Origin of the sequence: Comamonas antarctica (assembly GCF_013363755.1) — a bacterium.
Classification (GTDB): domain Bacteria; phylum Pseudomonadota; class Gammaproteobacteria; order Burkholderiales; family Burkholderiaceae_C; genus Comamonas; species Comamonas antarctica.
In genome coordinates, this window is record NZ_CP054840.1 from 1,510,798 (window position 1) to 1,536,674 (window position 25,877).

Consider the following 25,877-nt stretch of genomic DNA (forward strand, 5'->3'; position numbering starts at 1 on the left):
AGGGGCGCGCGGCCGATGCCGGCCCGCGCCAGGAGCGATTGGATGCATGCACAAGAGTTGATGGCCGGATTGCGCGCGCAGCGCATCGCGGTGGATGAGGGGGTGGAACTCCACGCCTGGGTAGGAGGGCAGGGGCCGGCGCTGCTGCTGGTGCACGGGCACCCGCAGACCAGCGCCATCTGGCACCGCGTCGTGCCCACGCTGGCGCAGCACTTCACGCTGGTGGTGGCCGATCTGCGCGGCTATGGCGACTCGTCCAAGCCGCGCGGGGCGCCCGACCATGCCAACTACAGCAAGCGCGTGCTGGCGCGCGACCTGCTGCGGCTGATGCAGCAGCTGGGCCATGCCCGCTTCAGCGTGCTGGCGCACGACCGCGGCGCGCGCGTGGCACACCGGCTGGCCATGGACCATGCCGGCGCCGTCGAACGTCTGGTGCTGCTGGACATCGCACCCACGCTGTCGATGTACGAGCAGACCAGCGAAGACTTCGCGCGCGCCTACTGGCACTGGTTCTTCCTGATCCAGGCCGCGCCGCTGCCCGAGCGCCTGATCGAGGCCGACCCTGGCGCCTATGTGCGCGACGTGATGGGCGGGCGCAGCGCGGGGCTTGCGCCTTTCGATGCGCGCGCGCTGGCCGAATACGCCCGCTGCCTGGCGTTGCCGGGCGCGGCGCATGGGCTGTGCGAGGATTACCGCGCCTCGGCCGGCATCGACCTGGCGCATGAGCGCGAAGACCGCGCCGAGGGCCGGCGCCTGGCCATGCCGCTGCTGGTGCTGTGGGGCGAGCAGGGGGTGGTGCACCGCTGCTTCCAGCCGCTGCAGGAATGGCAGCGGCTTGCCGATGACGTGCGCGGCTGGCCATTGCCGTGCGGGCATTACATCGCGGAAGAGGCGCCCCGGGCCCTGCTCGATGCGGCCTTGCCGTTCCTGCAAGGAGAAGGCGCATGACCGCGGCAACGCTGTACCGCAAGCTGGTCGACTCGCATACCGTGGCGGTGCTCGACGCGCAGAACGTGCTGCTGTTTTGCGACCTGCACCTGATGAACGAATACACCAGCCCGCAGGCCTTTGCCGGTCTGCATGCGGCGGGGCGCGGCGTGCCCATGCCGGGGCAGAACGTGGCGGTGGTGAGCCACATCATTCCCACGCACCCGGTGCGCCAGCGTGTCATCCAGGACCCGCCTTCGGCGCTGCAGGCCAGCAATCTGCGCGCCAACTGCGAGCGCCACGGCATCGCGCTGTTCGACACCAACGACCGCTGGCAGGGCATCGAGCATGTGGTCGCGCCCGAGCACGGCATGATCCGCCCCGGCATGGTGGTGATCTGCGGCGACAGCCACACCACGACCTACGGCGCGCTCGGTGCGCTGGGCTTCGGCATCGGCACTTCGGAAGTCGAGCATGTGCTGGCCACGCAGACCCTGGTCTACCGGCTGGCGCAGGACATGCGCATCCGCGTCGACGGCCGGCTGCCGCGCGGCACCACGGCCAAGGACCTGATCCTGATGATCATCAGCCGCATCGGTGCCCAGGGCGCGCGCGGCTTCGCCGTGGAGTTCTGCGGCACGGCCATCGACGCGCTGTCGGTCGAGGCGCGCTTCACGCTGTGCAACATGGCCGTGGAAGCCGGCGCGCGCGGCGCGCTGATCGCGCCCGATGAAAAGGCGCTGGCCTATGTGCTCGAGCGCGCGCCCGACATCGCGGGCGAGACGCGCGCGGCAGCGCTGGCGCACTGGAGCGGGCTGCACAGCGATGCGGATGCGCGCTTCGATGTCGAGCATCGTTTCAATGCCGAGGAGGTCGCGCCTTTCGTCACCTGGGGCACGAGTCCCGACCAGGCGGTGGCCGTCGACGGCCTGGTGCCCGACCCGCAGGCGCTGGCCGAAGGCGTGGCGCGCACCAGCGCGCAGCAGGCGCTGCGCTATACCGCGCTGGCCGCGGGCCAGCCGCTGCAGGGCTTGGCCGTGGACCATGTGTTCATCGGCTCCTGCACCAATGCGCGCATCGAGGACCTGCGCGAGGTGGACCGCATCGTGGGCAACCGACGCGTCGCGGCCGGCGTGCGCGCCATGGTCGTGCCGGGCTCGGGCGCGGTCAAGGCCCAGGCCGAGGCCGAAGGCATCGCCGAGCGCCTGCTGGCCGCGGGCTTCGAATGGCGCCAGCCCGGCTGTTCGATGTGCCTGGCCATGAACGACGATGTGCTCGCGCCGGGCCAGCGCTGCGCCTCGACCACCAACCGCAATTTCGAAGGCCGCCAGGGGCGCGGCGCCATCACCCATCTGATGAGCCCGGCCATGGCGGCCGCGGCGGCGATCAACGGGCATATCACCGACGTGCGCGCATGGAAGGACATCCAATGACACAGGACAGCACCGGCGCACAAGCCGGCAACGCCATGGTGCGCGGCCACGCGGCCCGCCTCGACATCGCCAATCTCGACACCGACCAGATCATGCCCAAGCAGTTCCTGCGCGGCATCGACAAGGCCGGCCTCGACCAGGGGCTGCTGTATGACCTGCGCTACGACGCGCAGGGCGTCAAGCGCCCGGACTTCGTGCTCAACCGCGCGGGTTTCGCCGATGTCGATGTGCTGCTTGCGGGCGCCAACTATGGCTGCGGCTCGAGCCGGGAGCACGCGGTATGGGGCATGCAACAGTTCGGCTTCAAGGCGGTGGTGGCCGAAAGCTTTGGCGAGATCTTCTATTCGAACGCCATGAACAACCGCTTGCTGCTGGCCATGGTGTCGCCCGAGGATGCGCGCATCTTCCATGCCGAGGCAGCCGCGTTGGAAGCACGGGGCCTGCCGCTGGCCCTGGAAATCGATGTCGCCGGCATGACGGTGCGCAGCGCCGGCCACCAGGCAGCGTTCTCGATATCGCCGCGCCACCAGCAGATGTTCCTGCAGGGCCAGGACTGGATTGCGGCATCGATGGCCCATGCGCCGCAGATCGCGGCATTCGCGCATGCGCACTGGCAGCGCCAGCCCTGGGTCCGCGACGTCGCGGCCCGGGTGCGCAGCCGGCTGGATTAGCCGCCCGTGGGGTTGGCGCCGTCCTGCATCACCCAGTGGATGCGTTCGAGATCGATGCCGATCTGCTGCGCCTGCGCCAGCAGGTGCTGGCGCACCCCCGCGGGCAGCACCGGGGTGCGCGAGAGGATCCAGAAATAGTCGAGGCTGGAGCCGACCACCATGGCCCAGCGGTACTGTTCGTCGAGTGCGACGACGTTGTAGCCGCCATAGAACGGGCCGAAGAACGACACCTTCAAAGCCGCCTCGCTGCTGCTGCCGACGAACTGCGCCTTGCCGCGGGCTTCGTCCCAGCGGTTGCGGCGCGGGTCGAAACCGCGGTTCACGACATGCATGCTGCCGTTGGCGCCCAGCGTGTATTCGGCACGCGTGCGCACCAGGCCCTTCTCGAAACGCTGGTCGATGCGGGCCACCTCATACCAGCGACCCAGATAGCGGGTCACATCGAAATTGCCGACCGGCTGCACCGAAGCGGGCCGCGGCGGCGTGCGCAGGGCCATCCAGGCGAGATAGCCGATGGCGCCCACACCTACGGCAAGCGCCACGGCCTTGCCATGGCTTCTGGCAGGTACAGGTGCATGGTCGCGGTCCAGCCGGCTGCGCAGGTCGTCCAGGGTCAGCAGGCGGCATTGGTGGTTACGGGGCATAGAACATCCTCGGATGGCATGAATGGAAAAAACCCGATGCGGCCATGGCGGCGCATGCATGTGGTCAGCTCTTTTTATGGTCGGGCGGTGCCGGAAGGCCCGGTTACTGCCTCTGCCACCAATCTACCCGGTGTTGACATTTGCGGGTGTAGGTGTTTGCTGGCATGCGCGGGTCAGCGCAGGATGACGTCTTCGTCCGCGGGCGGTGCGGGCGGCTCCTCGGGCGCGAGCGCGCCCAGCGGCCGGCCCGACGGGCGTTCGCCGATCTGCTGGCGCCACATCGCGTAGTACAGGCCCTTGCGCTCCAGCAGTTCGGCGTGGCTGCCCAATTCGGCAATGCGGCCGCGTTCGAGCACGATGATGGTCTGCGCGTGCAGGATGGTCGAGAGCCGGTGCGCAATCAGCAGCGTGATGCGCTGCGACTGCTGCGACACGCGGCGCACGGTGGCGGTGATCTGCTCCTCGGTCAGCGAGTCCAGCGCGGATGTGGCTTCGTCGAAGATCAGCAGCCGCGGATCGCGCACCAGCGCGCGCGCAATCGACAGCCGCTGCTTTTCGCCGCCCGACAGGCGCACGCCCGATTCGCCGATCGGCGTGTCGAGCCCCAGCGGCGAGCGCTCGAGCAGGTGCAGGCACGAGGCCTGCTCCATCGCCGTGAGGATGTCGGCATCGGTGGCATCGGGTTTGACGAACAGCATGTTCTCGCGCAGCGTGCCGGCAAAGAGATGGGTTTCCTGGGTCACGAAGCCGATCTGGCGCCGCACCTCGTTGTAGCGCAGCTGCTGCGTGGGTATTCCGTTGAAGCAGATGCTGCCGGCCTGCGGCGTGTAGAGGCCGACCAGCAGCTTGATCAGCGTCGACTTGCCCGAACCCGACGGCCCGACAAACGCGATGGTGTCGCCCAGCTTGGCCGAGAACGACACGCCGTCGAGCGCCTTGTCGTCCGCGCCCTGGTGCTGGAACTCGACCTGGTCGAAGCTCAGGCTCTCGAGCGGCCCGACGCGGCGCGGATGGGCCGGGCGCCGCTCTATCGGCTTGCGCATCAGCGCCGCGAAGTTCTGCAGCGAGGCTTCGGCCTCGCGCCAGGCAATGATGATGTTGCCCAGCTCCTGCAGCGGCGCGAAGATCGCCACCGAGATGAACTGCATGGCAATCAGCTCGCCGGTGCTGAGCACGTCGCGGAAGATCAGCCACAGCAGCGCGAACAGGATGCCCAGCTTGAGCAGGCTCAGCGTCGAGCCCTGCAGGAAGGACAGCAGCCGGATGCGCTTGACCTTGAGCATCTCGAGCGCAAAGATGCGCTCGGTCTGCGCCTGCAGCCGGCGCACTTCGGGGAAGGTGAGCCCCAGGCTCTTGATCAGCTCGATATTGCGCAGCGACTCGGTGATGAAGCCCGAGTTGCGGTGCGTCTCGCGCACGATGGAGCGCTGCTGGGTGCGGATCTCGCGGCTCAGCAGGCCGGTGAGTCCGCCGAGCACCAGCACGCCGATCAGGAACACCGGCACCAGCGCCCAATGCCGCGTGACCGAGTACCAGACCAGAAAGCAGATGCCGACAATGGCCGCGAACACGGTATTGATGAAGGTGTTGATGAAGCGCTCGCTGTCGGCGCGCGCCTTTTGCAGCAGCGACAGCGTCTCGCCGGTGCGCATCTCCGCGAATTCCTGGTATTTGAGGCGCATCACCTGGCGCAGGCCGTCGTTGAACAGCTGCGTGCCGAGCTTTTGCACGACCAGCCGCGTCACGTATTCCTGCAACGCCTTGGCCAGGCGCGAGCCGATCGCCACGGCCACCGCCAGGGCCAGCAGGCGCAGCACGCCGGAAATCAGTTCGCTTTCGGTCTTGTCGCCAGGATGCACGGCATAGCCGTCGATGATCTTGCCGAAGATGATGGGATCGACCAGGGCCAGCACCTGGCTGATGGCGGCCAGCAGCAGCGCCAGCCAGGCCAGCCGCGAGTGGGGTTTGAGATAGGACCAGAGAATATGCATAGGGCCTTCTTATCTCCTGTCCCGAGGGGCCGGGCTGTCGGACGCAGGCGCATTGCGCGGCATGAGGTCGGGATAACTGGGGCCGCCGCATGCCTTTGCCGTGCAAGAAGGTGCCAGGCTGTGGCCTAATAGCGCCTTCAAATTGCTTTTTTCATTGAAGGATGTCCCATGGGCAACAAGATCGTTACTGAAGCCGACCGCAAGTTCACGCCCCAGCCCCCCCTGCCCAACGGCTACAGCCTGCCCAGCGCTGGCCGCGGCCAGCGCCGCAGCCTGGAACGCGGCGTGGCCACGCGCTCGAAGAAGAACCCTGGCAAGCGCGCGCACCAAGGTTGAGCCGCAGCGGCTTTGCCGTGAGCACGAAAGCCCTCGCAAGAGGGCTTTTTGCTTTTCAGGGTGAATGCGGGCCGCGTTGGCCCAGCAGCTGACGCAAGGCCGCCACTTCCTCCATCAGGTCTGCCGCCAGCGCCGCCAGTTGCGGATCGGCATCGTAGGCATCTTCGAGATGGGCAATGCGCCGCGCGCGCAGCAGCATGCGGCTGCTGAAACGCCAGCCGGCATTGCCGGTGCCCGCATCGGTATCGATCTGCAGCACGTCTTCGCGCACACGCTGCACCACCCATTCCTTTGGCTGCCGGCAGGCATGGGCCAGCTCGGCCAGGTCCAGTGCCGCCGAATCCAGCACTTCGCAGGGGGTGAAGAAAGGGGAGGGGGCCGAAGTCATGGGTGCGCCTCGCTTCAGGATCGTGCATGGAAGTGGGGAAAGGCCTGGGCAAATGCCTCATAGGCCTGGCGGCTGGCGGCATCATCGGCCGGCGGCAGCGCGACTTCAAGCAGCAGGTACATGTCGCCCGGGGTCTTGGCCGGCAGGCCCTTGCCGCGCAAACGCAGCTGCCGGCCTTTCTTCCAGCCGGCCGGCACGTTCACCTCCAGCGTTCCGGCCAGCGTCTGCACCTCGATGGGCCCGCCCAATGCGGCTTCCCAGGGGGCGATCGGCACGTGCTGGTATACATCGCGCTCCTTGGCGTACCAGCGGGGGTCCGGGCGAAAGCGCACCTCGAGCAACATGTCGCCGGCGGGTCCCTGTCCCAGGCCGGCTCCGCCATGGCCCGCCAGGCGTATCAGTTGGCCTTCCTTGACGCCCTTGGGAATGGTGACCTGCAGCTCGCGTGTCGTTTCCTGCGGTTCGCCGTAGGCATCGAGCGCGCTGCTGCGCACCTGGATCGAACGCTGCGTGCCCCGGTAGCTGTCCTCCAGGTCCAGCTCGATCACCGCATGCTGGTCGCGGCCCTTGAGGTCGGGGGGCTGCTGGCCGCGCGCGTGGGACTGGCGCGAAAAGGCGCTGCGCCCGAACAGCTGGTCGAAGAAGTCGCTGAAGTCCTCGCTGTCCGCGCCGCGCCCGCCGCCCGGGTGGAACGTGTGCTCCTCGTCCCAGTGCGGCGGCGGCTGGAACCCGCCGCGCATGCCTTGCGTGCCCAACTCGTCGTAGGCCGCGCGTTTTTCGGGATCCGACAGCACGGCATTGGCCTCGTTGATCTCGGCCATGCGATGCACGGAATCGGCTTCCTTGCTCATGTCGGGATGGTGCTTGCGCGCCAGCCGTCTGTAGGCCTTCTTGATCTCCTGCGCGCTGGCCGAGCGTTCGACGCCCAGAATCTTGTAATAGTCCTTGTAATCCATGTACGGGTGCTCCGGCTCAAAGCAAAGGCATGGGCGCGCGTTCCTGCGGCACCCACAGCAGCTTGTCGGTATTGACGCCCGCCGCGCGTGCCTGCTGGAGCAGGTTGCTGCGGGCCTGTGCGTCGAGCGTGGGCGTGCGCGAAAGCACCCACGAGCGTGCGGCGCTCGAGCCCAACACCACCGCCCAGCGGTAGTCGGCGTCAATGGCAACGATGTTGTAGTCGCTGGGAAAGGCGCCTTGCGGCGAGAGCTTCATCGCGCCTTCGTGCGGCGAGCGCGCCGGCAGCGCCAGGCTTTCGCGCTTGGTCCATTGCCCGCTCGAGGTGTCGAGGCCGCGCTGCACCATGCTCAGCGAGCCGTCCGCATTGCTGCGGTGATACACGCCGGTCTGGATCAGGCCGCGCTCCGTGGGGTTGTCCATGCGCGCGAGGACATACCAGGGCCCGGCATACCGGGAGACATCGAAGTTCTGGACCACTTCCACCGCGCGCGCTGCGGAGTGCGTATGCGCGCCGAAGCTGCATGCCAGTACCAGGCTGCACAGCAGCCATGTCAGCAGCCAGTGGCGTGGCAGCTGGCTTGGGAGGGAAAAGGCAGCAGGCATGGGCAACTCCCTGGACAGCCGCAAGGCGGCGTTTGAGGACAATGTATGCAGTGCTGGCATCAGGGCTTGTAGGCAATTGCTGGCTTGGGCTGTCGGTACGGGAAATCCGGGGTGCGGCCCTGGTTGTCCCTCTGTCCAGACTCGGGGACAGGCCGTAGATTCAAGACCGTTGCATCATGATAGGTGAGCCATGGGGGGTATCAAGGAGAGGGTAAGGGGCAGGCCTGGTGGCACCTGGGGCGCACGCCTGCGGTGGGCTGCCGCCGTTGTGCTGGCTGGTCTGCTGCCGTGCGTGCAGGCCCAGGAGGTGGAGCCCGTCGACTCCATGGCGTGGCGCGTGAAGGCCTGCAGCGCCTGCCACGGCGACCGGGGGCGGGCCACGCCCGAGGGGTATTTCCCGCGCCTCGCCGGCAAGCCCGCGGACTATCTGTTCCGGCAGATGCAGAACTTCCGCGACGGCCGGCGCAACCATACGCAGATGCGCTATCTGATGGCCCATCTGAGCGACGATTACCTGCGCGAGATCGCCGGCTACTTCGCGCAGCGCGAGGTCCCCTATTCGCCACCGCTGGGCGCGCAGGCTTCGGCGCCGGTGCTGGCGCAGGGCAGGGCGCTGGTGCTGCAGGGTGACGCGACGCGCGCGCTGCCGGCATGCGTCGCTTGCCACGGGCCGGCAATGACGGGCGTATTGCCGGCGGTGCCCGGGCTGCTGGGCCTGTCGCGCGACTATCTCAACAGCCAGCTGGGCGCCTGGCGCACCGGGGCGCGGCGCGCGCAGTCGCCGGATTGCATGTCCGAGATCGCGCGCAAGCTGTCGGTGCATGAGGTCGGCGCGATCTCGGCCTGGCTGGCCGCGCAGCCCGTGCCTTTGGGCGGCGCCCCGCTCGGCGGCAAGCCGCTGGCGCAACAGCCCGCGCCCGCGCCCATGGCCTGCGCGGGCCTGGAGGCCGCGCCGCCCGCAGCCGGGGCCACAGCGCGGGAGAAGCCATGATGCGCACGCGCATAAGGCATGTGCTGGTGCTGCTGGCCGCCCTGCTCGTTGCCGGCGTGGCTGCCGTGGCCTGGCTCAATCTGCGCGGCGAGGCACCCGCGCCGCAGCTGCTGCGCGCATCCGGCGCTGCGACCGCGCCTGCAGACCCGACCGTCTTGGAGAAGGGCGCCTACCTGGCGCGCGCCGGCAATTGCATGGGCTGCCACACCGTGCCCGGCGGCGCGCAGTACGCGGGCGGACGCGGCATCGAGACGCCGTTTGGCATGGTCTATGCGCCCAATCTCACGCCCGACGCGGACACCGGCCTGGGCCGCTGGACACCCGATGCGTTCTGGCGCGCACTGCACCATGGCCGCTCGCTGGACGGCCGGCTGCTGTATCCCGCCTTTCCCTACCCGCAGTACACCCGCGTGCTGCGCGAGGATTCGGACGCGCTGTTTGCCTACCTGCAAAGCCTGGCGCCGGTCAAGGCGCCGGCCAAGCCCCATCAGCTGCAGTTTCCCTTCAACACCCAGGCCGCGCTCGCGGTCTGGCGCGCGCTGTATTTCCGCGCCGGAGCGTGGCAGCCGGCCGCCGGCGCCGCACCCGAGTGGAACCGCGGCGCCTATCTGGTGCAGGGCCTGGGCCATTGCGCCGCCTGCCATTCGGCGCGCAACCGCTGGGGCGGGCTGGCCCAGGAAGGCCTGCTGCTGGGCGGTGCGCTCGAAGGCTGGCACGCGCCCGCGCTGGGCGGCACGCAGATGCCGCAGCAGGAACTGGTGCAACTGCTGCAGACCGGTGTCGCTGCCACGGCCTCGGCCACCGGGCCGATGGCCGAAGTGGTGTTCGGCAGCACCCAGTACCTGTCCGGCGACGACCTGCGCGCCATGGCCACGTATCTGCAAACCCTGCCCGCACCGGTGCCTGCGGCAGCGCCCGTGGCGCGGGCCCGCGATGCCCCGCTGGGATCCAAGGTCTACGCCCAGCACTGCGCGCAGTGCCATGGCGAACAGGGCGAAGGGCGGCCTGGTGCTTTCGCGGCGCTGGCCGGCAACCGTGCCGTGACGCTGCAGGACCCGAGCAACGTGGTGCGCATGGTGCTGCAAGGCGGCTACCCTCCGGCCACGGCGGGAAATCCCCGGCCCTATGGAATGCCCCCGTTTTCCCATCAACTGAGCGACGCGGAGGTGGCGGCGGTGTCTTCCTTTGTTCGACAATCCTGGGGCAACATGGCGCCAGCGGTTGGTACCATCGAGATTTATCGGGCCCGCGAGAAGCGCGGACGCTGAAGCAAAGGAATCGGAATGGCGAGTGAGTCCCTGAAGCCGGGGCAATGGTTGGTGGTGTGCCTGTGCGCGCAGTGGTGCGGAACCTGCAAGGAATACCGCGAGGGTTTCGAGAAGCTGGCGCAGTCCCATCCCGAAGCGCGCTTTGTCTGGCTGGACATCGAAGACCGCGAGGACGTTGCCGGCGATCTCGACATCGAAACCTTTCCCTCCCTCTTGATTTCCGACGCGCAGCACGCACGTTTCCTGGGCCCGCTGCTGCCGCAGCTGCCGGTGCTGGCGCGCCTGCTGCAGTCGTTGCAAGACGCCGGCCCGGCGCCGCAAGCCGTGTCCGCGACCGCGCAGGCATTGCGCGAACGCGTTCTCGCTGCCGACCTGGCCTGAGCCAAGTACCCCGCCGGCAGGCCATGCCGGCCGCCTGGATGCAAGCCCCGACAATGGTTTGCGGGTACAATATGCAACTCACGACCAAGCGGGCGGGTACATACCGCCCGTTTTTTTTGGTCGGTTGCATTTGTAGCTCGAAGCTGTCGGATGGGTTTTCCGGGGGTTATCGGGTTTTTTGTATTTGCAAGATGGAATTGGATACACGTGGCACTACAGCAAATCGTTGAAGAAACAGTCGCAGGCCTGGGCTATGACCTGGTGGAGATCGAACGCTCCGCGGGCGGGCTGCTGCGCGTCACCATCGATTTGCCATGGCAGCAGCCCACCCCCGAGACGCAGGAACTGCCAGAGCAGTTCATCACCGTCGAAGACTGCGAGAAGGTCACGCGCCAGCTGCAGTTCGCGCTCGAGGTCGATGGCGCCGAATACAAGCGCCTGGAAGTCTCGTCGCCGGGCATCGACCGGCCGCTGCGCCATGAACAGGATTTCGTGCGCTTCGAGGGCTCGGTCATCGATCTGACGCTCAAGCAGCCCATGGGCGAGGCGGCCGCTGGCCAGGTCAGCGCTAACCGCAAGAAATTCCGCGGCACGCTCGAGCGCAGCGAGTCCGGAGGCTGGCAGATCGTCTGGAGCGATGAGCCGGCCGTCAAGCCGGGCCAGCGCGTCAGCAAGAAGCGCGTGCCCGCGCCCTTGCAGGCACTGGGCTTCACGCTCGACGAGCTGCGCGATGCGCGCCTTGCGCCGCTGGTGGACTTCAAGGGCAGGGCAGGCAAGGCCGCCTCGTAGGCGGCTGCGCTGCGGGTCAAATAGCAGGGGGGCAAAGCGGATGCGTCAGGGTGGTGCCCCCTCGGAGTGATTGAAATAGGAGAGTCATCGCATGAATCGCGAATTGTTGATGTTGGTAGAGGCCATTTCGCGCGAGAAGAACGTCGAGCGCGATGTGGTCTTTGGTGCCGTGGAATTGGCGCTGGCCCAGGCCACGAAGAAGCTGTACCAGGGCGAAGTGGATATCCGCGTGGCCATCGACCGTGATAGCGGTGATTACGACACCTTCCGTCGCTGGCTGGTGGTGCCCGATGACGCGGGCCTGCAGAACCCCGAAGCCGAGGAAATGCTGATGGACGCGCAAGACCGCGTTCCCGGCATCGAGGTCGGCGAACACATTGAAGAAGAAGTCGAGTCGGTGCCCATCGGCCGCATCGGCGCGATGGCGGCCAAGCAGGTCATCCTGCAGAAGATCCGTGACGCCGAGCGCGAGATGCTGCTCAACGATTTCATGGCGCGCGGCGAGAAGATCTTCACCGGCACCGTCAAGCGCATGGACAAGGGCGACATCATCGTCGAAGGCGGCCGCGTCGAAGGCCGCCTGCGCCGCAGCGAGATGATCCCCAAGGAAAACCTGCGCAATGGCGACCGCGTGCGCGCCATGATCATGGAAGTCGACCTGACGCTGCGCGGCGCGCCGATCATCCTGTCGCGTTCGGCGCCCGAATTCATGGTGGAGCTGTTCCGCAATGAAGTGCCCGAGATCGAGCAAGGCCTGCTGGAAATCAAGAGCTGCGCCCGCGATCCCGGCAGCCGTGCGAAAATCGCCGTCATCTCGCATGACAAGCGCGTCGACCCGATCGGCACCTGCGTCGGCGTGCGCGGCACGCGGGTGAACGCCGTGACCAACGAGCTGGCCGGCGAGCGCGTCGACATCGTGCTGTGGTCCGAAGATCCGGCCCAGTTCGTGATCGGTGCGCTGGCTCCCGCCAACGTGTCGTCCATCGTGGTGGACGAAGAGAAACATGCCATGGACGTGGTCGTCGACGAGGAAAACCTCGCCATCGCCATCGGCCGCGGCGGCCAGAACGTTCGCCTGGCCTCCGACCTCACCGGTTGGAAGATCAACATCATGGACGCAGCCGAGTCTGCGCAAAAACAGGCCGACGAGACCGACACGGCGCGTCGCCTGTTCATGGAGAACCTGGATGTGGACGAGGAAATCGCCGACATCCTGATCGAAGAAGGTTTCGCCAGCCTGGAAGAGGTGGCCTACGTGCCGCTGCAGGAAATGCTGGAGATCGAAAGCTTCGACGAAGACACCGTGAACGAGCTGCGGGCGCGTGCCAAGGACGCCTTGCTCACGATGGAAATCGCACGCGAGGAAAATGTCGACAAGGTTTCGCAGGATCTGCGCGACCTCGAGGGCCTGACCCCTGAACTGGTGGCCAAGCTGGCCGACGGTGGCGTGCATACACGGGATGACTTGGCCGATCTGGCCATTGACGAACTGACCGAACTGACCGGGCAGTCTGCCGACGAAGCGAAAGCTTTGATCATGAAGGCACGTGAACACTGGTTCACCGGGCAAGAGTAAAGGTCAGGGAGGAACGAACCAAATATGTCGAGTAACACCGTTGCCGAGTTTGCCGCCGAACTCAAGAAAACCCCCGAAACCCTGTTGCAACAGCTGAGCTCCGCCGGCGTTGCCAAGGCATCGGCTTCTGACGCGTTGACAGAGTCCGATAAACAGAAACTGCTCTCGCACCTGCAGGCCAGCCATGGCACAGGCGGAGCTGACCGCAAGAAAATCACATTGACGAAAAAGTCGACGAGCGAAATCAAGCAGGCTGACGCCACTGGCCGGGCCCGCACCATTCAAGTGGAAGTGCGCAAGAAGCGCACCTTCATCAAGCGTGACGAGACTGGCGAAGCCACCTCGGAAAGCGAAGCACAGGCCAGCCAGGAGCAGGCCGGAGCCGAGCGCGAATCCGTCGAACTGGCGCGCCGCGAGGAAGCCGCGCGCCAGCAGGTGCAGCTGATCAGCCAGCAGGAGGAAGAACTGGTGGAAAAACGCCGTGAGCGCGAAGAGCGCGAACGCCGCGAGCGCGAAGCCGAGGAGCGGGCTGCGGCCTATGCTGCCCAGGAAGCCGCGAAGATTGCCCAGGCCAACGCGCAAAAGGCAGAAGCTTCGCGCGAATACAAGGCAGAGGCCGCGGCACGCAATGCCGCCCAGGCCGCTGCCCGGGAAAAGGCCGAGGAAGAGTCGCGCAGCCGCGCTGCCGAAGAGGCCGCGCGTGCCAAGGATCTCGACGAGCGCCGCCGCAAGGCCCAGGCCGAAGCCGAAGCCATCCGCGCCATGATGGCTGCGCCCAAGCGCGTGCTCGTGGCCAAGAAGCCCGAAGAGCCGGTCAAGCCGGCGGCCGTGGCCAAGCCTGCGGGCGACGCCAAGAAGGGCACGCTGCACAAGCCGGCCACCGGTTCGACCTCGGCACGCCCTGGCACCGCCGCGGCGCCGGCCGCCGGTGCGGGCAAGGAAGTCAAGTCCGCCAAGCTGTCCTCCAGCTGGGCAGGCGACGGCAAGAAGAAGGAAATCAAGACCCGCGGCGACAGCGCGGCCACGCCCGGCCGCGGCGGCAGCAACTGGCGCGGCGGCCCGCGCGGCGGCAGCCGCCGTGGCGGCGGCAACGACCGCCACGACCACCAGCAGCATGCGCCCGCGGAATTCCGCGCGATCGAAGTGCACGTGCCTGAAACCATCACGGTTTCCGAGCTCGCGCACAAGATGTCGGTCAAGGCCTCCGAGCTGATCAAGGTGCTGATGAAGATGGGCCAGATGGTCACCATCAACCAGCCCCTGGACCAGGATACGGCCATGATCGTGGTCGAGGAAATGGGCCACACCGCCAAGGTCGCGGCGCTGGACGATCCCGAAGCGTTCACCATCGAGGAAGTGTCGCAGCAGGACGCCGAAGCCCTGCCGCGTGCGCCGGTCGTGACCGTCATGGGCCACGTCGACCACGGCAAGACCTCGCTGCTGGACTACATCCGCCGCTCCAAGGTGGCCAGCGGTGAAGCCGGCGGCATCACCCAGCACATCGGTGCCTACCATGTGAAGACCGAGCGCGGCATGGTGTCGTTCCTCGATACCCCGGGCCACGAGGCCTTCACGGCCATGCGTGCCCGCGGTGCGCAGGCCACCGACATCGTCATCCTGGTGGTGGCGGCCGACGACGGCGTCATGCCCCAGACCAAGGAAGCCATCAAGCACGCCAAGGCGGCGGGTGTTCCCATCGTCGTGGCCATCACCAAGTCGGACAAGCCCGATGCCAACCCCGAGCGCGTCAAGCAGGAGCTCGTGGTGGAAGAGGTCGTGCCCGAAGAGTATGGCGGCGAGTCGCCCTTCGTGCCCGTGTCCTCCAAGACCGGCATGGGCATCGACGACCTGCTCGAGCAGGTGCTGCTGCAGGCCGAAGTGCTGGAACTCAAGGCGCCGGTCGATGCCGCCGCCAAGGGCCTGGTCATCGAAGCCCAGCTCGACAAGGGCCGTGGTCCCGTGGCGACCGTGCTGGTGCAGTCCGGCACGCTCAAGGTCGGCGATGTGGTGCTGGCAGGCCAGACCTATGGCCGCGTGCGTGCCATGGTCGACGAGAACGGCAAGGCCACCAAGTCCGCCGGTCCTTCGATCCCGGTTGAAATCCAGGGCCTGTCGGACGTGCCTCTCGCGGGCGACGAATTCATGGTGCTGGGCGACGAACGCCGCGCCCGTGAAATCGCCACCTACCGCGCCGGCAAGTTCCGCAACACCAAGCTGGCCAAGCAGCAGGCTGCCAAGCTGGAGAACGTGTTTGCCGAAATGTCGGCGGGCGAAGTGCAGACGCTGCCCATCATCGTCAAGGCCGACGTGCAGGGTTCGCAGGAAGCGCTCAGCCAGTCGCTGCTCAAGCTGTCGACCGACGAAGTGCGCGTGCAGCTGGTGTACGCCGGCGTGGGCGGTATCAGCGAGTCCGACATCAACCTGGCCATCGCTTCGAAGGCCATCGTGATCGGCTTCAATGTCCGCGCGGATGCCAACGCCCGCAAGACGGCCGAGAACAACGACGTCGAGATCCGTTACTACAACATCATTTATGACGCTGTGGACGAACTCAAGGCGGCGATGTCCGGCATGCTGGCACCCGAGCAGAAGGAAGAGATCATCGGCATGGCCGAGATCCGCACCGTGTTCGTGGCGACCAAGATCGGCACGATTGCCGGTTCGTACATCCTGTCCGGCCATGTCACCCGCAACGCTCGCTTCCGCCTGCTGCGCGACAACGTCGTCATCTACACCGGCGAGATCGAATCGATCAAGCGCCTCAAGGACGACGTCAAGGAAGTCAAGGAAGGCTTCGAGTGCGGTATCAAGCTCAAGAACTACAACGACATCAAGGAAGGTGATCTGTTGGAAGTCTTTGAGATCAAGGAAATCGCCCGGACGCTGTAATCGATGGCTGCCAAGAAACGCGCTGCGCCGAATCGCAGCTTCAAGGTCTCCGACCAGATCCAGCGCGATCTGTCGGAGCTGATCGCCCGGGAACTGAAGGACCCGCGCGTGGGCATGATCACCCTGCAAGGGGTGGAGGTCACACCCGACTATGCCCACGCCAAGGTGTTCTTCAGCGTCCTCACGGGAGATCCCGACCAGGCGCTCGAAGGCCTGAACCAGGCCGCGGGCTTTCTGCGCAACGGCCTGTTCAAGCGCCTGCATATCCACACCGTGCCGACGCTGCACTTCGTCTACGACCGTACGACGGAGCGCGCGTCCGACATGAACGCCTTGATCGCCAAGGCGGTTTCTTCGCGCGCGAAAGAAGATTGAGCATGAACGCGCCACGCACCAGGGTGCAGCGCCGCCCTGTGCATGGGGTGTTGCTGCTCGACAAACCGCTGGGGTTTTCCAGCAATGACGCTTTGCAGAAGGTGAAGTGGTTGTTGCGCGCGGAAAAAGCCGGACACACCGGCACCCTCGATCCACTGGCCAGCGGCGTTCTGCCGCTGTGCTTTGGCGCCGCCACCAAGTTCAGCCAGCTGCAGCTTGAAGCCGCCAAGACCTATGTCGCCATTGCCCGACTGGGCACGACCACGACCACTGCCGATGCGGAGGGCGAGGTGGTGCGCGAGCGGCCCGTGGACCTCGCCGCGTTCACGCCCGGGCGGCTGCAGGCCGTGGCCGCGCAGTTCACCGGCGCGATCTCGCAGGTGCCGCCGATGCACAGCGCCTTGAAAAAGGATGGCAAGGCGCTCTACGAATATGCGCGCGAAGGCATAGAGATCGAGCGCCCCGCGCGTGCGGTCACGATCCACGCGCTGGCCGTGAGCCTGTGCGAGGACGCGGACGGTTTTGCCGCCGTGAAGCTGGTCGTGACCTGCAGCAAAGGCACTTATATCCGCACCCTGGGTGAGGATATCGGTGAGGCCCTGGGCTGCGGTGCGCACCTGCGCTTCCTGCGCCGCACCGACACCGGTGGACTGGGGCTGGATGGCTGCGTCACGCTCGAAGCGCTCGAAGCGATGGACGAAGAACAGCGCTTGTTGCAGGTACAACCGCCGCAACTGTTGTTGCATGAACACACGCCGGTCACGCTGAGCGAGTACGATGCCGGACGTTTTCTGTCGGGCATGCGCCGCTCGGGCGACTGGCCGGATGCCGACGCCGTGGCCGTCTACGGTGCGCAACCCCACGCTTTATTGGGAGTAGGCCATGTGCGGGCCGGGGAACTGATTCCCGACCGCCTGCTGAGCCCCTTGGAAATTCAACAAATTTTGGAAGGCACGCCGCGCCCAACAGACCGCGGCATTTTGGAAACTTTATGAGTACACAAATCCGCAACATCGCAATCATCGCGCACGTTGACCACGGCAAAACCACCATGGTCGACCAGCTGCTGCGCCAGTCCGGCACGTTTGCCGAACATGAGAAGGTGGTCGACACCGTCATGGACAACAATGCCATCGAGCGCGAGCGCGGCATTACCATCCTGGCGAAGAACTGCGCCGTGAGCTGGGAAGGCACCCACATCAACATCCTCGACACGCCCGGTCACGCGGACTTCGGCGGTGAAGTCGAGCGCGCGCTGTCCATGGTCGACGGCGTGGTGCTGCTGATCGACGCGCAGGAAGGCCCCATGCCCCAGACGCGCTTCGTGACCAAGAAGGCGCTGGCCCTGGGTCTCAAGCCCATCGTCGTGGTCAACAAGGTGGACAAGCCCGGTGCGCGTCCCGACTACGTGGTCAACGCCGCTTTCGACCTGTTCGACAAGCTCGGCGCGACCGATGAGCAGCTCGATTTCCCCGTGGTCTACGCCTCGGGCATCAACGGCTGGTCGTCGACCGAAGAAGGCGCTCCCGGGGAGCAGTGGGGCCAGGACATGTCCGCCCTGTTCAACACCATCCTGAGCCATGTGCCTTCGGTGCAGGGCGACGCGACGGCCCCGCTGCAAATGCAGGTGTCGGCGCTCGACTACTCGACCTTCGTCGGCCGTATCGGCGTGGGCCGCATCACCCAGGGCACGATCAAGATGGGCCAGGAAGTCCAGATCATGGCCGGTCCCGAAGGCAAGCCCTACAAGGGCAAGATCAACCAGATCCACAAGTTCCAGGGTATCGACCGCGTGCAGGTCAACGAAGCCGGCCCCAGCGACATCGTGCTGGTCAACGGTATCGAGAACCTGGGCATCGGTGAAACCATCACCGATCCGCTGAATCCGCAGCCCCTGCCCATGCTCAAGATCGATGAACCGACCTTGACCATGAACTTCTGCGTGAACAACTCGCCTCTGGCCGGCCGTGAAGGCAAGTTCGTGACGAGCCGCCAGATCTGGGACCGCCTGCAAAAGGAACTGCGTTCGAACGTGGCCCTGCGCGTCAAGGAAACCGACGAAGACGGCATTTTCGAAGTGTCCGGCCGCGGCGAACTGCACCTGACGATTCTGCTGGAAGAAATGCGCCGCGAAGGCTATGAACTCGCAGTGTCCAAGCCGCGCGTCGTGTTCCGCGAAATCAACGGTGAGAAGCACGAGCCTATCGAGCTGGTCACGGCTGACGTCGAGGAAACCAGCCAGGGCGGCGTGATGCAGGCCTTGGGCGAGCGCAAGGGCGAACTGGTCAACATGGAGTCCGACGGCCGTGGCCGCGTGCGCCTTGAGTACCGCATTCCGGCGCGTGGCCTTATCGGCTTCACCAACGAATTCCTGAACCTGACCCGTGGTTCTGGCCTGATCTCGAACATCTTCGACAGCTACGAACCGCACAAGGGCGACATCGGCGGCCGCAAGAACGGCGTGCTGATCTCCATGGACGACGGTGAAATCTTCACCTACGCCCTGGGCAAGCTCGACGACCGCGGCCGCATGTTCGTCAAGGCCAACGATCCGGTGTACGAAGGCATGATCATCGGTATCCACAGCCGTGACAACGACCTGGTGGTCAACGCCACGCGCACCAAGCAGCTGACCAACTTCCGTGTCTCGGGCAAGGAAGACGCGATCAAGATCACCCCCCCGATCGACCTGTCGCTGGAATACGGCGTCGAGTTCATCGAGGAAGACGAACTGGTCGAGATCACGCCCAAGAGCATTCGCGTGCGCAAGCGCCACCTCAAGGAAAGCGATCGCAAGCGTGCCTCGCGTTGATACGCTTCGCGTTCACAAAAAAAGCCGCCGTGTGCGGCTTTTTTTGCGTCTGCGACAGGGTGAAGGGTGCGGCCTCGGTTAAGGTTTAAGCTTGGCGCGCAGCCATGGGGCTGCGCTCGATCACTGCTAGAGGAACACAAGATGACGGAGACAAATGCACTGGTCCTGACCGAAGTGCGCGGCCGTATCGGCTGCATCACCTTGAACCGCGCGCGCGCGCTCAATGCACTGTCGCTGGAGATGGTGCGCGAGCTGATGGCCGCGTTGCTGACGTGGCGGGACGACCCGCAGGTGCTGGCCGTGGCGCTGCGCGGCAGCAACAAGGAAGGCGTGTTCGGCGCGCTGTGCGCCGGTGGCGACATCCGCTTCCTGCACCAGGCCGGCAGTACGGGCAACCCGCAGCTCGAGGACTTCTTCACCGAGGAGTACGCGCTCAACCACCTGATCCACCACTATCCCAAGCCCTATATCGCGTTCATGGACGGCATCGTGATGGGCGGCGGCATGGGCATCAGCCAGGGCGCGAGCGCGCGCATCGTGACCGAGCGCACCAAGATGGCCATGCCGGAAACCGCGATCGGCCTGTTCCCCGATGTCGGCGGCGGCTACTTTCTCAGCCGCTGCCCGGGCCGCGCCGGCGAATGGCTGGCCCTGACGGGCGACACCATTGGCGCGGGCGACGCCATTGCGCTGAATCTGGCCGACGGCTTCGTGCCTTCAGGCCGGTTGGCCGAGATCTGGGAAGGGTTGGCAACGCAAGCGTTCACAGACGGCGCCGCGGTCCAGCAGTGGATCGACGCCCAGCTGGGCACGGCCGAGACCCATCTCTCGGTGCATCAGACCGCGATCGACCGCATCTTTGCGTTGCCCACCGTCGCGGCGATCGTCGCCGCGCTCGAGGCCGAGGGCAGCAACTGGGCACTGGCAACCGTGGCCACGCTGCGCAAGCGCTCGCCGCTGATGCTGCATGTGGTGCTGGAACAGATGCGCCGCGCGCGTGCGATGGGTCTGTCCGACGACCTGCGCATGGAGCGCGACATGGTGCGCCACTGCTTCTATCTGCGCCCGGGCCAGAGCGAGACGGTGGAGGGCATCCGCGCGCTGGCCGTGGACAAGGACCATGCGCCGCGCTGGAATCCGGCCCGCATCGAGGACGTGCAGGATGCCGACTGGCAGGCGTTCTTTGCGAGCCCCTGGCCGGCGTATGCGCACCCGCTGGCGGGTCTGGCGGACTGATGCGGCCGTGAAAAGGAAAAACGAGACTGGTTCTCGCCAGGCATTCAAAAGAAACAGTGGGCTTCAAAATCTCCGTTCGCCCTGAGCCTGCTTCGCCGGCCGCGTCGAAGGGTGAACGGCCTGCGCTCAAAGCATGAGGACGGGCCGTTCATGGTGCGACGCGCCCGCCCAGGGAAGCTCACCACGAACGGTTTCGGCGCACGCCCTGACTTCCCGCAATTTGCCTCCTCAGCGGTTGCGGCTCTTCATCGCGCGTTCGACCTCGCGCTTGCCTTCGCGGTCCTTGATGGTGTCGCGCTTGTCGTGCTCGCCCTTGCCCTTGGCCAGCGCGATCTCGGCCTTGACCAGGCCATTCTTCCAGTGCAGGTTCAGCGGCACCAGGGTATAGCCCTTTTGCTCGACCTTGCCGATCAGCCGCTTGATCTCTTCCTTGTGCAGCAGCAGCTTCTTTGTGCGCGCGGCATCGGGGCTCACGTGCGTCGAGGCGGTGCGCAGCGGGTTGATCTGGCAGCCGATCAGGAACAGCTCGCCATCCTTGATGACAACGTAGCCGTCGGTCAGCTGCACCTTGCCTTCGCGCAGCGCCTTGACTTCCCAGCCGTGCAGCACCATGCCGGCTTCGTGGCGCTCCTCGAAGAAATAGTTGTAGGCCGCTTTCTTGTTGTCGGCAATGCGGGACGGGGAATCGGTTTTTTTGGCCATGTATGAATAAGTGCGGCGCAATCCAGGAGATAAAAGGTCTCCCTACAATGTAGTTTGTCGTCTCGCTGCAGAGATTCTAGTTTCCATCGGCCCCGGCTGCTGCGATAGCCTTTCCAGCGGCCCTACTCCGGCCCTTTTTTCATGAAAACAGTCAACAAATCCGTCCTCATCTGGTACAGCCCCGAAGAAATGTATGCACTGGTGACGGATGTGGACCATTACGCCGACTTTCTGCCCTGGTGCGACCATGCGCGCATCCTGGAGCAGGACGAGCAGGGCATGACGGCCGAAGTGGGCATGGCCATGGGCGGGCTGCGCAAATCGTTCGTGACGCGCAATACCCACGAAGCAGGCCGGCGCGTGACCATCCGCCTGGTCAAAGGGCCGTTCTCGCACCTCGAGGGCGACTGGTTCTTCCATCCCGTGGGCGATGGCTCGCAGCGCGCCTGCAAGGTTGAACTGCGCCTGAGCTACGGCTTCGACAATATCGCGCTGGCGGCGTTGGTCGGCCCGGTGTTCGACCGCATTGCGTCCTCGATGGTCGACGCCTTCATCAAGCGCGCGGAACAGGTCTATGGCTGAAGCAGCGGCCGCCGCCGCGCCGCTGCGCGTGGAGGTGGTGTTTTCGGCCGCGGCCGGGCAGGTACAGGAATGGTCTTTGCGCCTGCCGCCCAGCGCGCGCCTGCGCGATGCGCTGCGCGCCGTGCATCTGGAGGACAGCGCCTGCGCCACCGGCATCTGGGGGCGGCGCGCCGAGCACGACCAGCTGCTTGAGGACGGGGACCGCGTCGAGCTGTACCGGCCACTGCTGGTCGATCCCAAGGTCGCGCGGCGCGAGCGCTTTGCGCGCCAGGGCGCGCGTGGCGCTGGCCTGTTCTCGCGCCAGCGCCCCGGCGGCAAGGCCGGTTACTGAACCGTCGGCACGGCCGGTTCGTCGGGACGTCCGGGCCGCGGCAGGCCGGCGCCTGACGCGCCGGGCGGGGTGGGGTCGCGCCGCGATGCCGCAGGTGGATTCACGGCGCTAGGCTGCAGGGCCGCGGGCTGGGCCGGCGCAGGCTGCGCAGTGGCTGGCTGCGTGGCCGGCGCCGGGCCGCAGTCGCTGGCCACCATGCCCTGGGCGCGCTGGCGCTCCTGCGCGCGCCTTTGGTCGTCCATGTAGACGCGCTCACCCAGCGCATTGGTATGCGCCACCAATTGACCGTCGGCCAGCGCGGCCAGCGCCGCACGGGCGCGCGCGCAGTTGTCCTGGCGCAGCAGGGCCTGGCGCTTGTCCTGTTCATGGGCCTGGGCCTGTTCGCGCCGCGCCTGCTCGGCCTCTTCGGCTGCCTTGCGCGCCTGCAGGTCGCGGTCGACACCGCGGCCGTCCGGCTGCTGCGCCGGCTGGGAAGGGGACGAGGGTGCTGCGGTCACGGGATTGCGTGCAGTACCAGGCCGCTGCAGGATGCGGTCGGCCGGCACCTGGTTCGAGGGCGGCAGGTCGCTATAGACCTTGCGCCCCTGCGCGTCGAGCCATTGCCACTGCGCCAGGGCGCTCGCAGATACGAGGCTGCTGGCGCAGAACAGGACAAGCGTGGAAAGCTTCATGGCGGCGGTCGGGAAAAGTGGAGGAGCAGGCGTCAGCGCGGAATCTTCGCACTTCGCGCCGGGCCTGCCAAGACAGGCGGCAAAAACCGGGTGCGCCCTCTAAGAATAGCTGGCACGGGTACAATCGTTTTTTTGGAGCTTTCACATGCGCCTTCTTGGAAAAGCACTGACCTTCGACGATGTGTTGCTGGTTCCCGCTTACTCCCAAATCCTGCCCAAGGATACGTCCCTCGCGACCCGTTTCTCGCGCAATATTTCCCTGAACATTCCGCTGGTGTCCGCTGCGATGGATACCGTGACGGAAGCGCGCCTGGCGATCGCCATTGCGCAAGAGGGTGGCATTGGCATCATCCACAAGAACATGACGGCCCAGGAGCAGGCCGCCGAAGTGGCCAAGGTCAAGCGCCATGAATCCGGCGTCGTGATCGACCCCGTGGTCATCACCCCCGAGCACACCGTGCTGCAAGTGCTGCAGCTGTCGGAAAACCTCGGCATCTCCGGTTTCCCGGTCTGCGATGGCGGCAAGGTCGTCGGCATCGTCACCAGCCGCGACGTGCGCTTCGAGACGCGCTACGACGTCAAGGTCAGCGAGATCATGACGCGCCGCGAGAAGCTCATCACCGTCAACGAGAAGGCCGGCACCACGCCCGCCGAAGCCAAGGCGCTGCTCAACAAGCACAAGCTCGAGCGCATCCTGGTCGTGAACGATGACTTCGAGCTCAAGGGCCTGATCACCGTCAAGGACATCAACAAGCAGACCACCTTCCCGAACGCCGCGCGCGATGGCGCCGGCCGGCTTCGCGTGGGCGCTGCCGTGGGCGTGGGTGCGGGCACCGAAGAGCGCGTGGAACTGCTGGTCAAGGCCGGCGTCGACGCGATCATCGTCGACACCGCCCACGGCCACAGCCAGGGCGTGATCGAGCGCGTGCGCTGGGTCAAGCAGAACTACCCGCAGGTCGACGTCGTCGGCGGCAACATTGCTACCGGCGCGGCCGCGCTGGCGCTGGTCGAAGCCGGTGCCGATGCGGTCAAGGTCGGTATCGGCCCGGGCTCGATCTGCACGACGCGCATCGTCGCCGGCGTGGGCGTGCCCCAGATCATGGCCATCGACAGCGTGGCCACGGCGCTGCAGGGCACGGGCGTGCCGCTGATTGCCGACGGGGGCGTGCGCTTCTCGGGCGACATCGCCAAGGCGCTGGCTGCGGGCGCGTCGACCATCATGATGGGCGGCATGTTTGCGGGCACCGAGGAAGCGCCGGGCGAAGTCATCCTGTACCAGGGCCGCTCGTACAAGAGCTACCGCGGCATGGGCTCGATCGGCGCGATGCAGCAAGGCTCGGCCGACCGCTACTTCCAGGAATCGACGACCGGCAACCCCACCGCCGACAAGCTCGTGCCCGAAGGCATCGAAGGCCGCGTGCCCTACAAGGGCTCGATGGTCTCCATCGTCTACCAGATGGCCGGCGGCGTGCGCGCGGCCATGGGCTACTGCGGCTGCGCCAGCATCGAAGAGATGAACAACAAGGCCGAGTTCGTCGAGATCACGACGGCCGGCATCCGCGAGAGCCACGTCCACGACGTGCAGATCACCAAGGAAGCACCGAACTACCGCGCGGATTAAGAGCCGCTTTAAAATCGGTTGATCGCCATTCAACGGCCCGATTCTCTGCCCCGGCAGGAGGATCGGGCCTTGCCATTTTCCAGACCATGCAACACGACAAGATCCTCATCCTCGACTTCGGCTCCCAAGTCACCCAGCTGATCGCGCGCCGCGTGCGCGAAGCCCATGTCTACTGCGAAGTCCATCCCTGCGACGTGAGCAGCGAGTGGGTGCGCGAGTTTGCCGCCGACGGCAAGCTCAAGGGGGTGATTCTTTCGGGCAGCCACGCCAGCGTCTATGAGGTCGACGACCGCGCGCCCGACGCCGTGTTCGAGCTGGGCCTGCCGGTGCTGGGCATCTGCTATGGCATGCAGACCATGGCCACTCAGCTCGGCGGCAAGGTCGAAGGCTCGAACAACCGCGAATTCGGCTATGCCGAAGTGCGCGCGCATGGCCAGACCGAACTGCTCAAGGGCATCGAGGACTTCGCCACGGCCGAAGGCCACGGCATGCTCAAGGTCTGGATGAGCCACGGCGACAAGGTGACCCAGCTGCCCGAAGGCTTCAAGGTCATGTGCTCCACGCCGTCGTGTCCCATCGCCGGCATGGCCGACGAAACGCGCCGCTACTACGCCGTGCAGTTCCATCCCGAAGTCACGCACACCGTGCAGGGCCAGGCGATGCTCAACCGCTTCGTGCGTGACATCTGCGGCGCGGCACCGGACTGGATCATGGGCGACTACATCGAGGAAGCGGTCGCGAAGATCCGCGAACAGGTCGGTGACGAGGAGGTCATCCTGGGCCTGTCGGGCGGCGTCGACTCGTCCGTGGCTGCTGCGTTGATCCACCGCGCGATCGGTGACCAGCTGACCTGCGTGTTCGTCGACCACGGCCTGCTGCGCCTGAACGAAGGCGACATGGTCATGGAGATGTTCGAGGGCAAGCTGCACGCCAAGGTGTTGCGCGTCGATGCCGCCGACCTGTTCCTGGGCGAACTCGCCGGCGTGGCCGACCCCGAGCAAAAGCGCAAGATCATCGGCCGCCTGTTCGTCGACGTCTTCAAGGCCGAAGCCGGCAAGCTCAAGGCCGCGAACGCCGGCAGCAAGGGCGCGACCTTCCTGGCCCAGGGCACGATCTATCCCGACGTCATCGAGTCGGGCGGCGCCAAGAGCAAGAAGGCCGTGACCATCAAGAGCCACCACAATGTCGGCGGCCTGCCCGAACAACTGGGCCTGAAGCTGCTCGAACCCCTGCGCGACCTTTTCAAGGACGAAGTCCGCGAACTCGGCGTGGCGCTGGGCCTGCCGCGCAACATGGTCTACCGCCACCCGTTCCCCGGCCCGGGCCTGGGCGTGCGCATCCTGGGTGAAGTCAGGAAGGAATATGCGGACCTGCTGCGCCGCGCCGATGCGATCTTCATCGAGGAGCTCTACAACGCCGTCGATCCGGCCACGGGCAAGACCTGGTACGAGCTGACCAGCCAGGCGTTCACCGTGTTCCTGCCGGTCAAGAGCGTGGGCGTGATGGGCGACGGCCGCACCTACGACTATGTCGTGGCGTTGCGCGCCGTGCAGACCAGCGACTTCATGACGGCCGACTGGGCCGAGCTGCCGTACTCGCTGCTGAAGAAGGTCTCCGGCCGCATCATCAATGAAGTCCGCGGCATCAACCGCGTGACCTACGACGTCTCGACCAAGCCGCCAGCGACGATCGAGTGGGAGTGA

The 25,877-nt window shown here is 66.1% G+C and carries 25 protein-coding genes; 18 read left to right on the plus strand and 7 right to left on the minus strand.

Annotated features, from left to right (window positions below; all coding sequences use genetic code 11):
• The first annotated feature begins 42 nt into the window (after positions 1-42).
• From HUK68_RS07230 to leuD, 3 genes are read left to right on the plus strand one after another with little or no spacing between them, the layout of a single operon-like run.
• The gene (locus HUK68_RS07230) at positions 43-948 is read left to right on the plus strand and encodes an alpha/beta fold hydrolase (RefSeq protein WP_208458688.1); all 906 of its coding nucleotides are present in this window, start codon (positions 43-45) and stop codon (positions 946-948) included.
• Entirely contained in the window at positions 945-2,360 is a 1,416-nt protein-coding gene (leuC, locus tag HUK68_RS07235) for a 3-isopropylmalate dehydratase large subunit (RefSeq protein ID WP_175503583.1), read from the plus strand. The genes HUK68_RS07230 and leuC overlap by 4 nt, the downstream gene beginning before the upstream one ends.
• Positions 2,357-3,031, plus strand: a complete 675-nt coding sequence (leuD, locus tag HUK68_RS07240) for a 3-isopropylmalate dehydratase small subunit (RefSeq protein WP_175503584.1) — start codon at positions 2,357-2,359, stop codon at positions 3,029-3,031. Before leuC ends, leuD begins: the two co-directional genes overlap by 4 nt.
• On the opposite strand, the gene HUK68_RS07245 is transcribed toward leuD, so the two are convergent.
• Together HUK68_RS07245 and HUK68_RS07250 are read right to left on the minus strand one after the other, a co-directional pair.
• A complete protein-coding gene (locus tag HUK68_RS07245; RefSeq protein ID WP_434082459.1) occupies positions 3,028-3,675 on the minus strand; it encodes a lipocalin family protein in 648 nt (215 codons plus the stop codon). The two genes, leuD and HUK68_RS07245, sit on opposite strands and share 4 nt — an antisense overlap.
• Positions 3,676-3,848: 173 nt before the next feature.
• The gene (locus HUK68_RS07250; RefSeq protein ID WP_175503585.1) at positions 3,849-5,666 is read right to left on the minus strand and encodes an ABC transporter ATP-binding protein; all 1,818 of its coding nucleotides are present in this window, start codon (positions 5,664-5,666) and stop codon (positions 3,849-3,851) included.
• Between the two features lie 168 nt (positions 5,667-5,834).
• On the opposite strand from HUK68_RS07250, the gene HUK68_RS07255 reads away from it, so the two are divergent.
• Positions 5,835-6,002 (plus strand): hypothetical protein, encoded by a 168-nt coding sequence (locus tag HUK68_RS07255; protein WP_175503586.1) that lies wholly within the window; start codon positions 5,835-5,837, stop codon positions 6,000-6,002.
• 55 nt (positions 6,003-6,057) lie between these two features.
• Here the strand turns inward: HUK68_RS07255 and HUK68_RS07260 are convergent, their stop codons facing one another.
• From HUK68_RS07260 to HUK68_RS07270, 3 genes are read right to left on the minus strand one after another with little or no spacing between them, the layout of a single operon-like run.
• Positions 6,058-6,390, minus strand: a complete 333-nt coding sequence (locus HUK68_RS07260; RefSeq protein ID WP_175503587.1) for a MerR family transcriptional regulator — start codon at positions 6,388-6,390, stop codon at positions 6,058-6,060.
• Between the two features lie 14 nt (positions 6,391-6,404).
• Positions 6,405-7,346 (minus strand): DnaJ C-terminal domain-containing protein, encoded by a 942-nt coding sequence (locus tag HUK68_RS07265; protein ID WP_175503588.1) that lies wholly within the window; start codon positions 7,344-7,346, stop codon positions 6,405-6,407.
• A 16-nt stretch (positions 7,347-7,362) separates the two neighbouring features.
• The gene (locus tag HUK68_RS07270; protein WP_175503589.1) at positions 7,363-7,950 is read right to left on the minus strand and encodes a lipocalin family protein; all 588 of its coding nucleotides are present in this window, start codon (positions 7,948-7,950) and stop codon (positions 7,363-7,365) included.
• Positions 7,951-8,218: 268 nt separating this feature from the next.
• Between HUK68_RS07270 and HUK68_RS07275 the strand changes: the two genes are divergently transcribed.
• The 10 genes from HUK68_RS07275 to HUK68_RS07320 all read left to right on the plus strand — a co-directional run bounded on the left by HUK68_RS07275 (position 8,219) and on the right by HUK68_RS07320 (position 20,267).
• Positions 8,219-8,941 (plus strand): c-type cytochrome, encoded by a 723-nt coding sequence (locus HUK68_RS07275; RefSeq protein ID WP_175503590.1) that lies wholly within the window; start codon positions 8,219-8,221, stop codon positions 8,939-8,941.
• Positions 8,938-10,209, plus strand: coding sequence for a c-type cytochrome (locus HUK68_RS07280; RefSeq protein ID WP_434082460.1), 1,272 nt, complete (start codon positions 8,938-8,940; stop codon positions 10,207-10,209). The genes HUK68_RS07275 and HUK68_RS07280 overlap by 4 nt, the downstream gene beginning before the upstream one ends.
• Before the next feature lie 15 nt (positions 10,210-10,224).
• Positions 10,225-10,590 carry a thioredoxin family protein gene (locus HUK68_RS07285; protein WP_175503591.1) on the plus strand — a complete coding sequence of 122 codons (366 nt, stop codon included), beginning with the start codon at positions 10,225-10,227 and terminating at the stop codon, positions 10,588-10,590.
• A gap of 207 nt (positions 10,591-10,797) precedes the next feature.
• Positions 10,798-11,379 (plus strand): ribosome maturation factor RimP, encoded by a 582-nt coding sequence (gene rimP / locus HUK68_RS07290; RefSeq protein WP_175503592.1) that lies wholly within the window; start codon positions 10,798-10,800, stop codon positions 11,377-11,379.
• A 91-nt stretch (positions 11,380-11,470) separates the two neighbouring features.
• The gene (gene nusA, locus HUK68_RS07295; RefSeq protein WP_175503593.1) at positions 11,471-12,955 is read left to right on the plus strand and encodes a transcription termination factor NusA; all 1,485 of its coding nucleotides are present in this window, start codon (positions 11,471-11,473) and stop codon (positions 12,953-12,955) included.
• Positions 12,956-12,979: 24 nt separating this feature from the next.
• Positions 12,980-15,844, plus strand: coding sequence for a translation initiation factor IF-2 (infB, locus tag HUK68_RS07300; RefSeq protein ID WP_175503594.1), 2,865 nt, complete (start codon positions 12,980-12,982; stop codon positions 15,842-15,844).
• Between the two features lie 3 nt (positions 15,845-15,847).
• Positions 15,848-16,219: a 30S ribosome-binding factor RbfA gene (rbfA, locus tag HUK68_RS07305; protein ID WP_175503595.1), complete on the plus strand. Its 372-nt coding sequence runs from the start codon at positions 15,848-15,850 to the stop codon at positions 16,217-16,219.
• 2 nt (positions 16,220-16,221) lie between these two features.
• On the plus strand, positions 16,222-17,214 hold the full coding sequence (truB, locus tag HUK68_RS07310; protein WP_175503596.1) for a tRNA pseudouridine(55) synthase TruB: 993 nt from the start codon (positions 16,222-16,224) through the stop codon (positions 17,212-17,214).
• Positions 17,211-19,031, plus strand: a complete 1,821-nt coding sequence (gene typA, locus HUK68_RS07315; RefSeq protein WP_175503597.1) for a translational GTPase TypA — start codon at positions 17,211-17,213, stop codon at positions 19,029-19,031. The genes truB and typA overlap by 4 nt, the downstream gene beginning before the upstream one ends.
• A gap of 141 nt (positions 19,032-19,172) precedes the next feature.
• On the plus strand, positions 19,173-20,267 hold the full coding sequence (locus tag HUK68_RS07320; protein WP_175503598.1) for an enoyl-CoA hydratase/isomerase family protein: 1,095 nt from the start codon (positions 19,173-19,175) through the stop codon (positions 20,265-20,267).
• Positions 20,268-20,495: 228 nt separating this feature from the next.
• On the opposite strand, the gene smpB is transcribed toward HUK68_RS07320, so the two are convergent.
• Positions 20,496-20,969 carry an SsrA-binding protein SmpB gene (gene smpB / locus HUK68_RS07325; RefSeq protein WP_175503599.1) on the minus strand — a complete coding sequence of 158 codons (474 nt, stop codon included), beginning with the start codon at positions 20,967-20,969 and terminating at the stop codon, positions 20,496-20,498.
• A 141-nt stretch (positions 20,970-21,110) separates the two neighbouring features.
• Between smpB and HUK68_RS07330 the strand changes: the two genes are divergently transcribed.
• A complete protein-coding gene (locus HUK68_RS07330) occupies positions 21,111-21,551 on the plus strand; it encodes a type II toxin-antitoxin system RatA family toxin (RefSeq protein ID WP_175503600.1) in 441 nt (146 codons plus the stop codon).
• On the plus strand, positions 21,544-21,882 hold the full coding sequence (locus HUK68_RS07335; RefSeq protein ID WP_175503601.1) for an RnfH family protein: 339 nt from the start codon (positions 21,544-21,546) through the stop codon (positions 21,880-21,882). Before HUK68_RS07330 ends, HUK68_RS07335 begins: the two co-directional genes overlap by 8 nt.
• Here the strand turns inward: HUK68_RS07335 and HUK68_RS07340 are convergent.
• The gene (locus tag HUK68_RS07340) at positions 21,876-22,553 is read right to left on the minus strand and encodes a DUF4124 domain-containing protein (RefSeq protein ID WP_175503602.1); all 678 of its coding nucleotides are present in this window, start codon (positions 22,551-22,553) and stop codon (positions 21,876-21,878) included. The two genes, HUK68_RS07335 and HUK68_RS07340, sit on opposite strands and share 7 nt — an antisense overlap.
• A gap of 145 nt (positions 22,554-22,698) precedes the next feature.
• Between HUK68_RS07340 and guaB the strand changes: the two genes are divergently transcribed.
• Positions 22,699-24,174, plus strand: coding sequence for an IMP dehydrogenase (gene guaB, locus HUK68_RS07345; protein WP_175503603.1), 1,476 nt, complete (start codon positions 22,699-22,701; stop codon positions 24,172-24,174).
• Positions 24,175-24,260: 86 nt separating this feature from the next.
• Positions 24,261-25,877 (plus strand): glutamine-hydrolyzing GMP synthase, encoded by a 1,617-nt coding sequence (guaA, locus tag HUK68_RS07350; RefSeq protein WP_175503604.1) that lies wholly within the window; start codon positions 24,261-24,263, stop codon positions 25,875-25,877.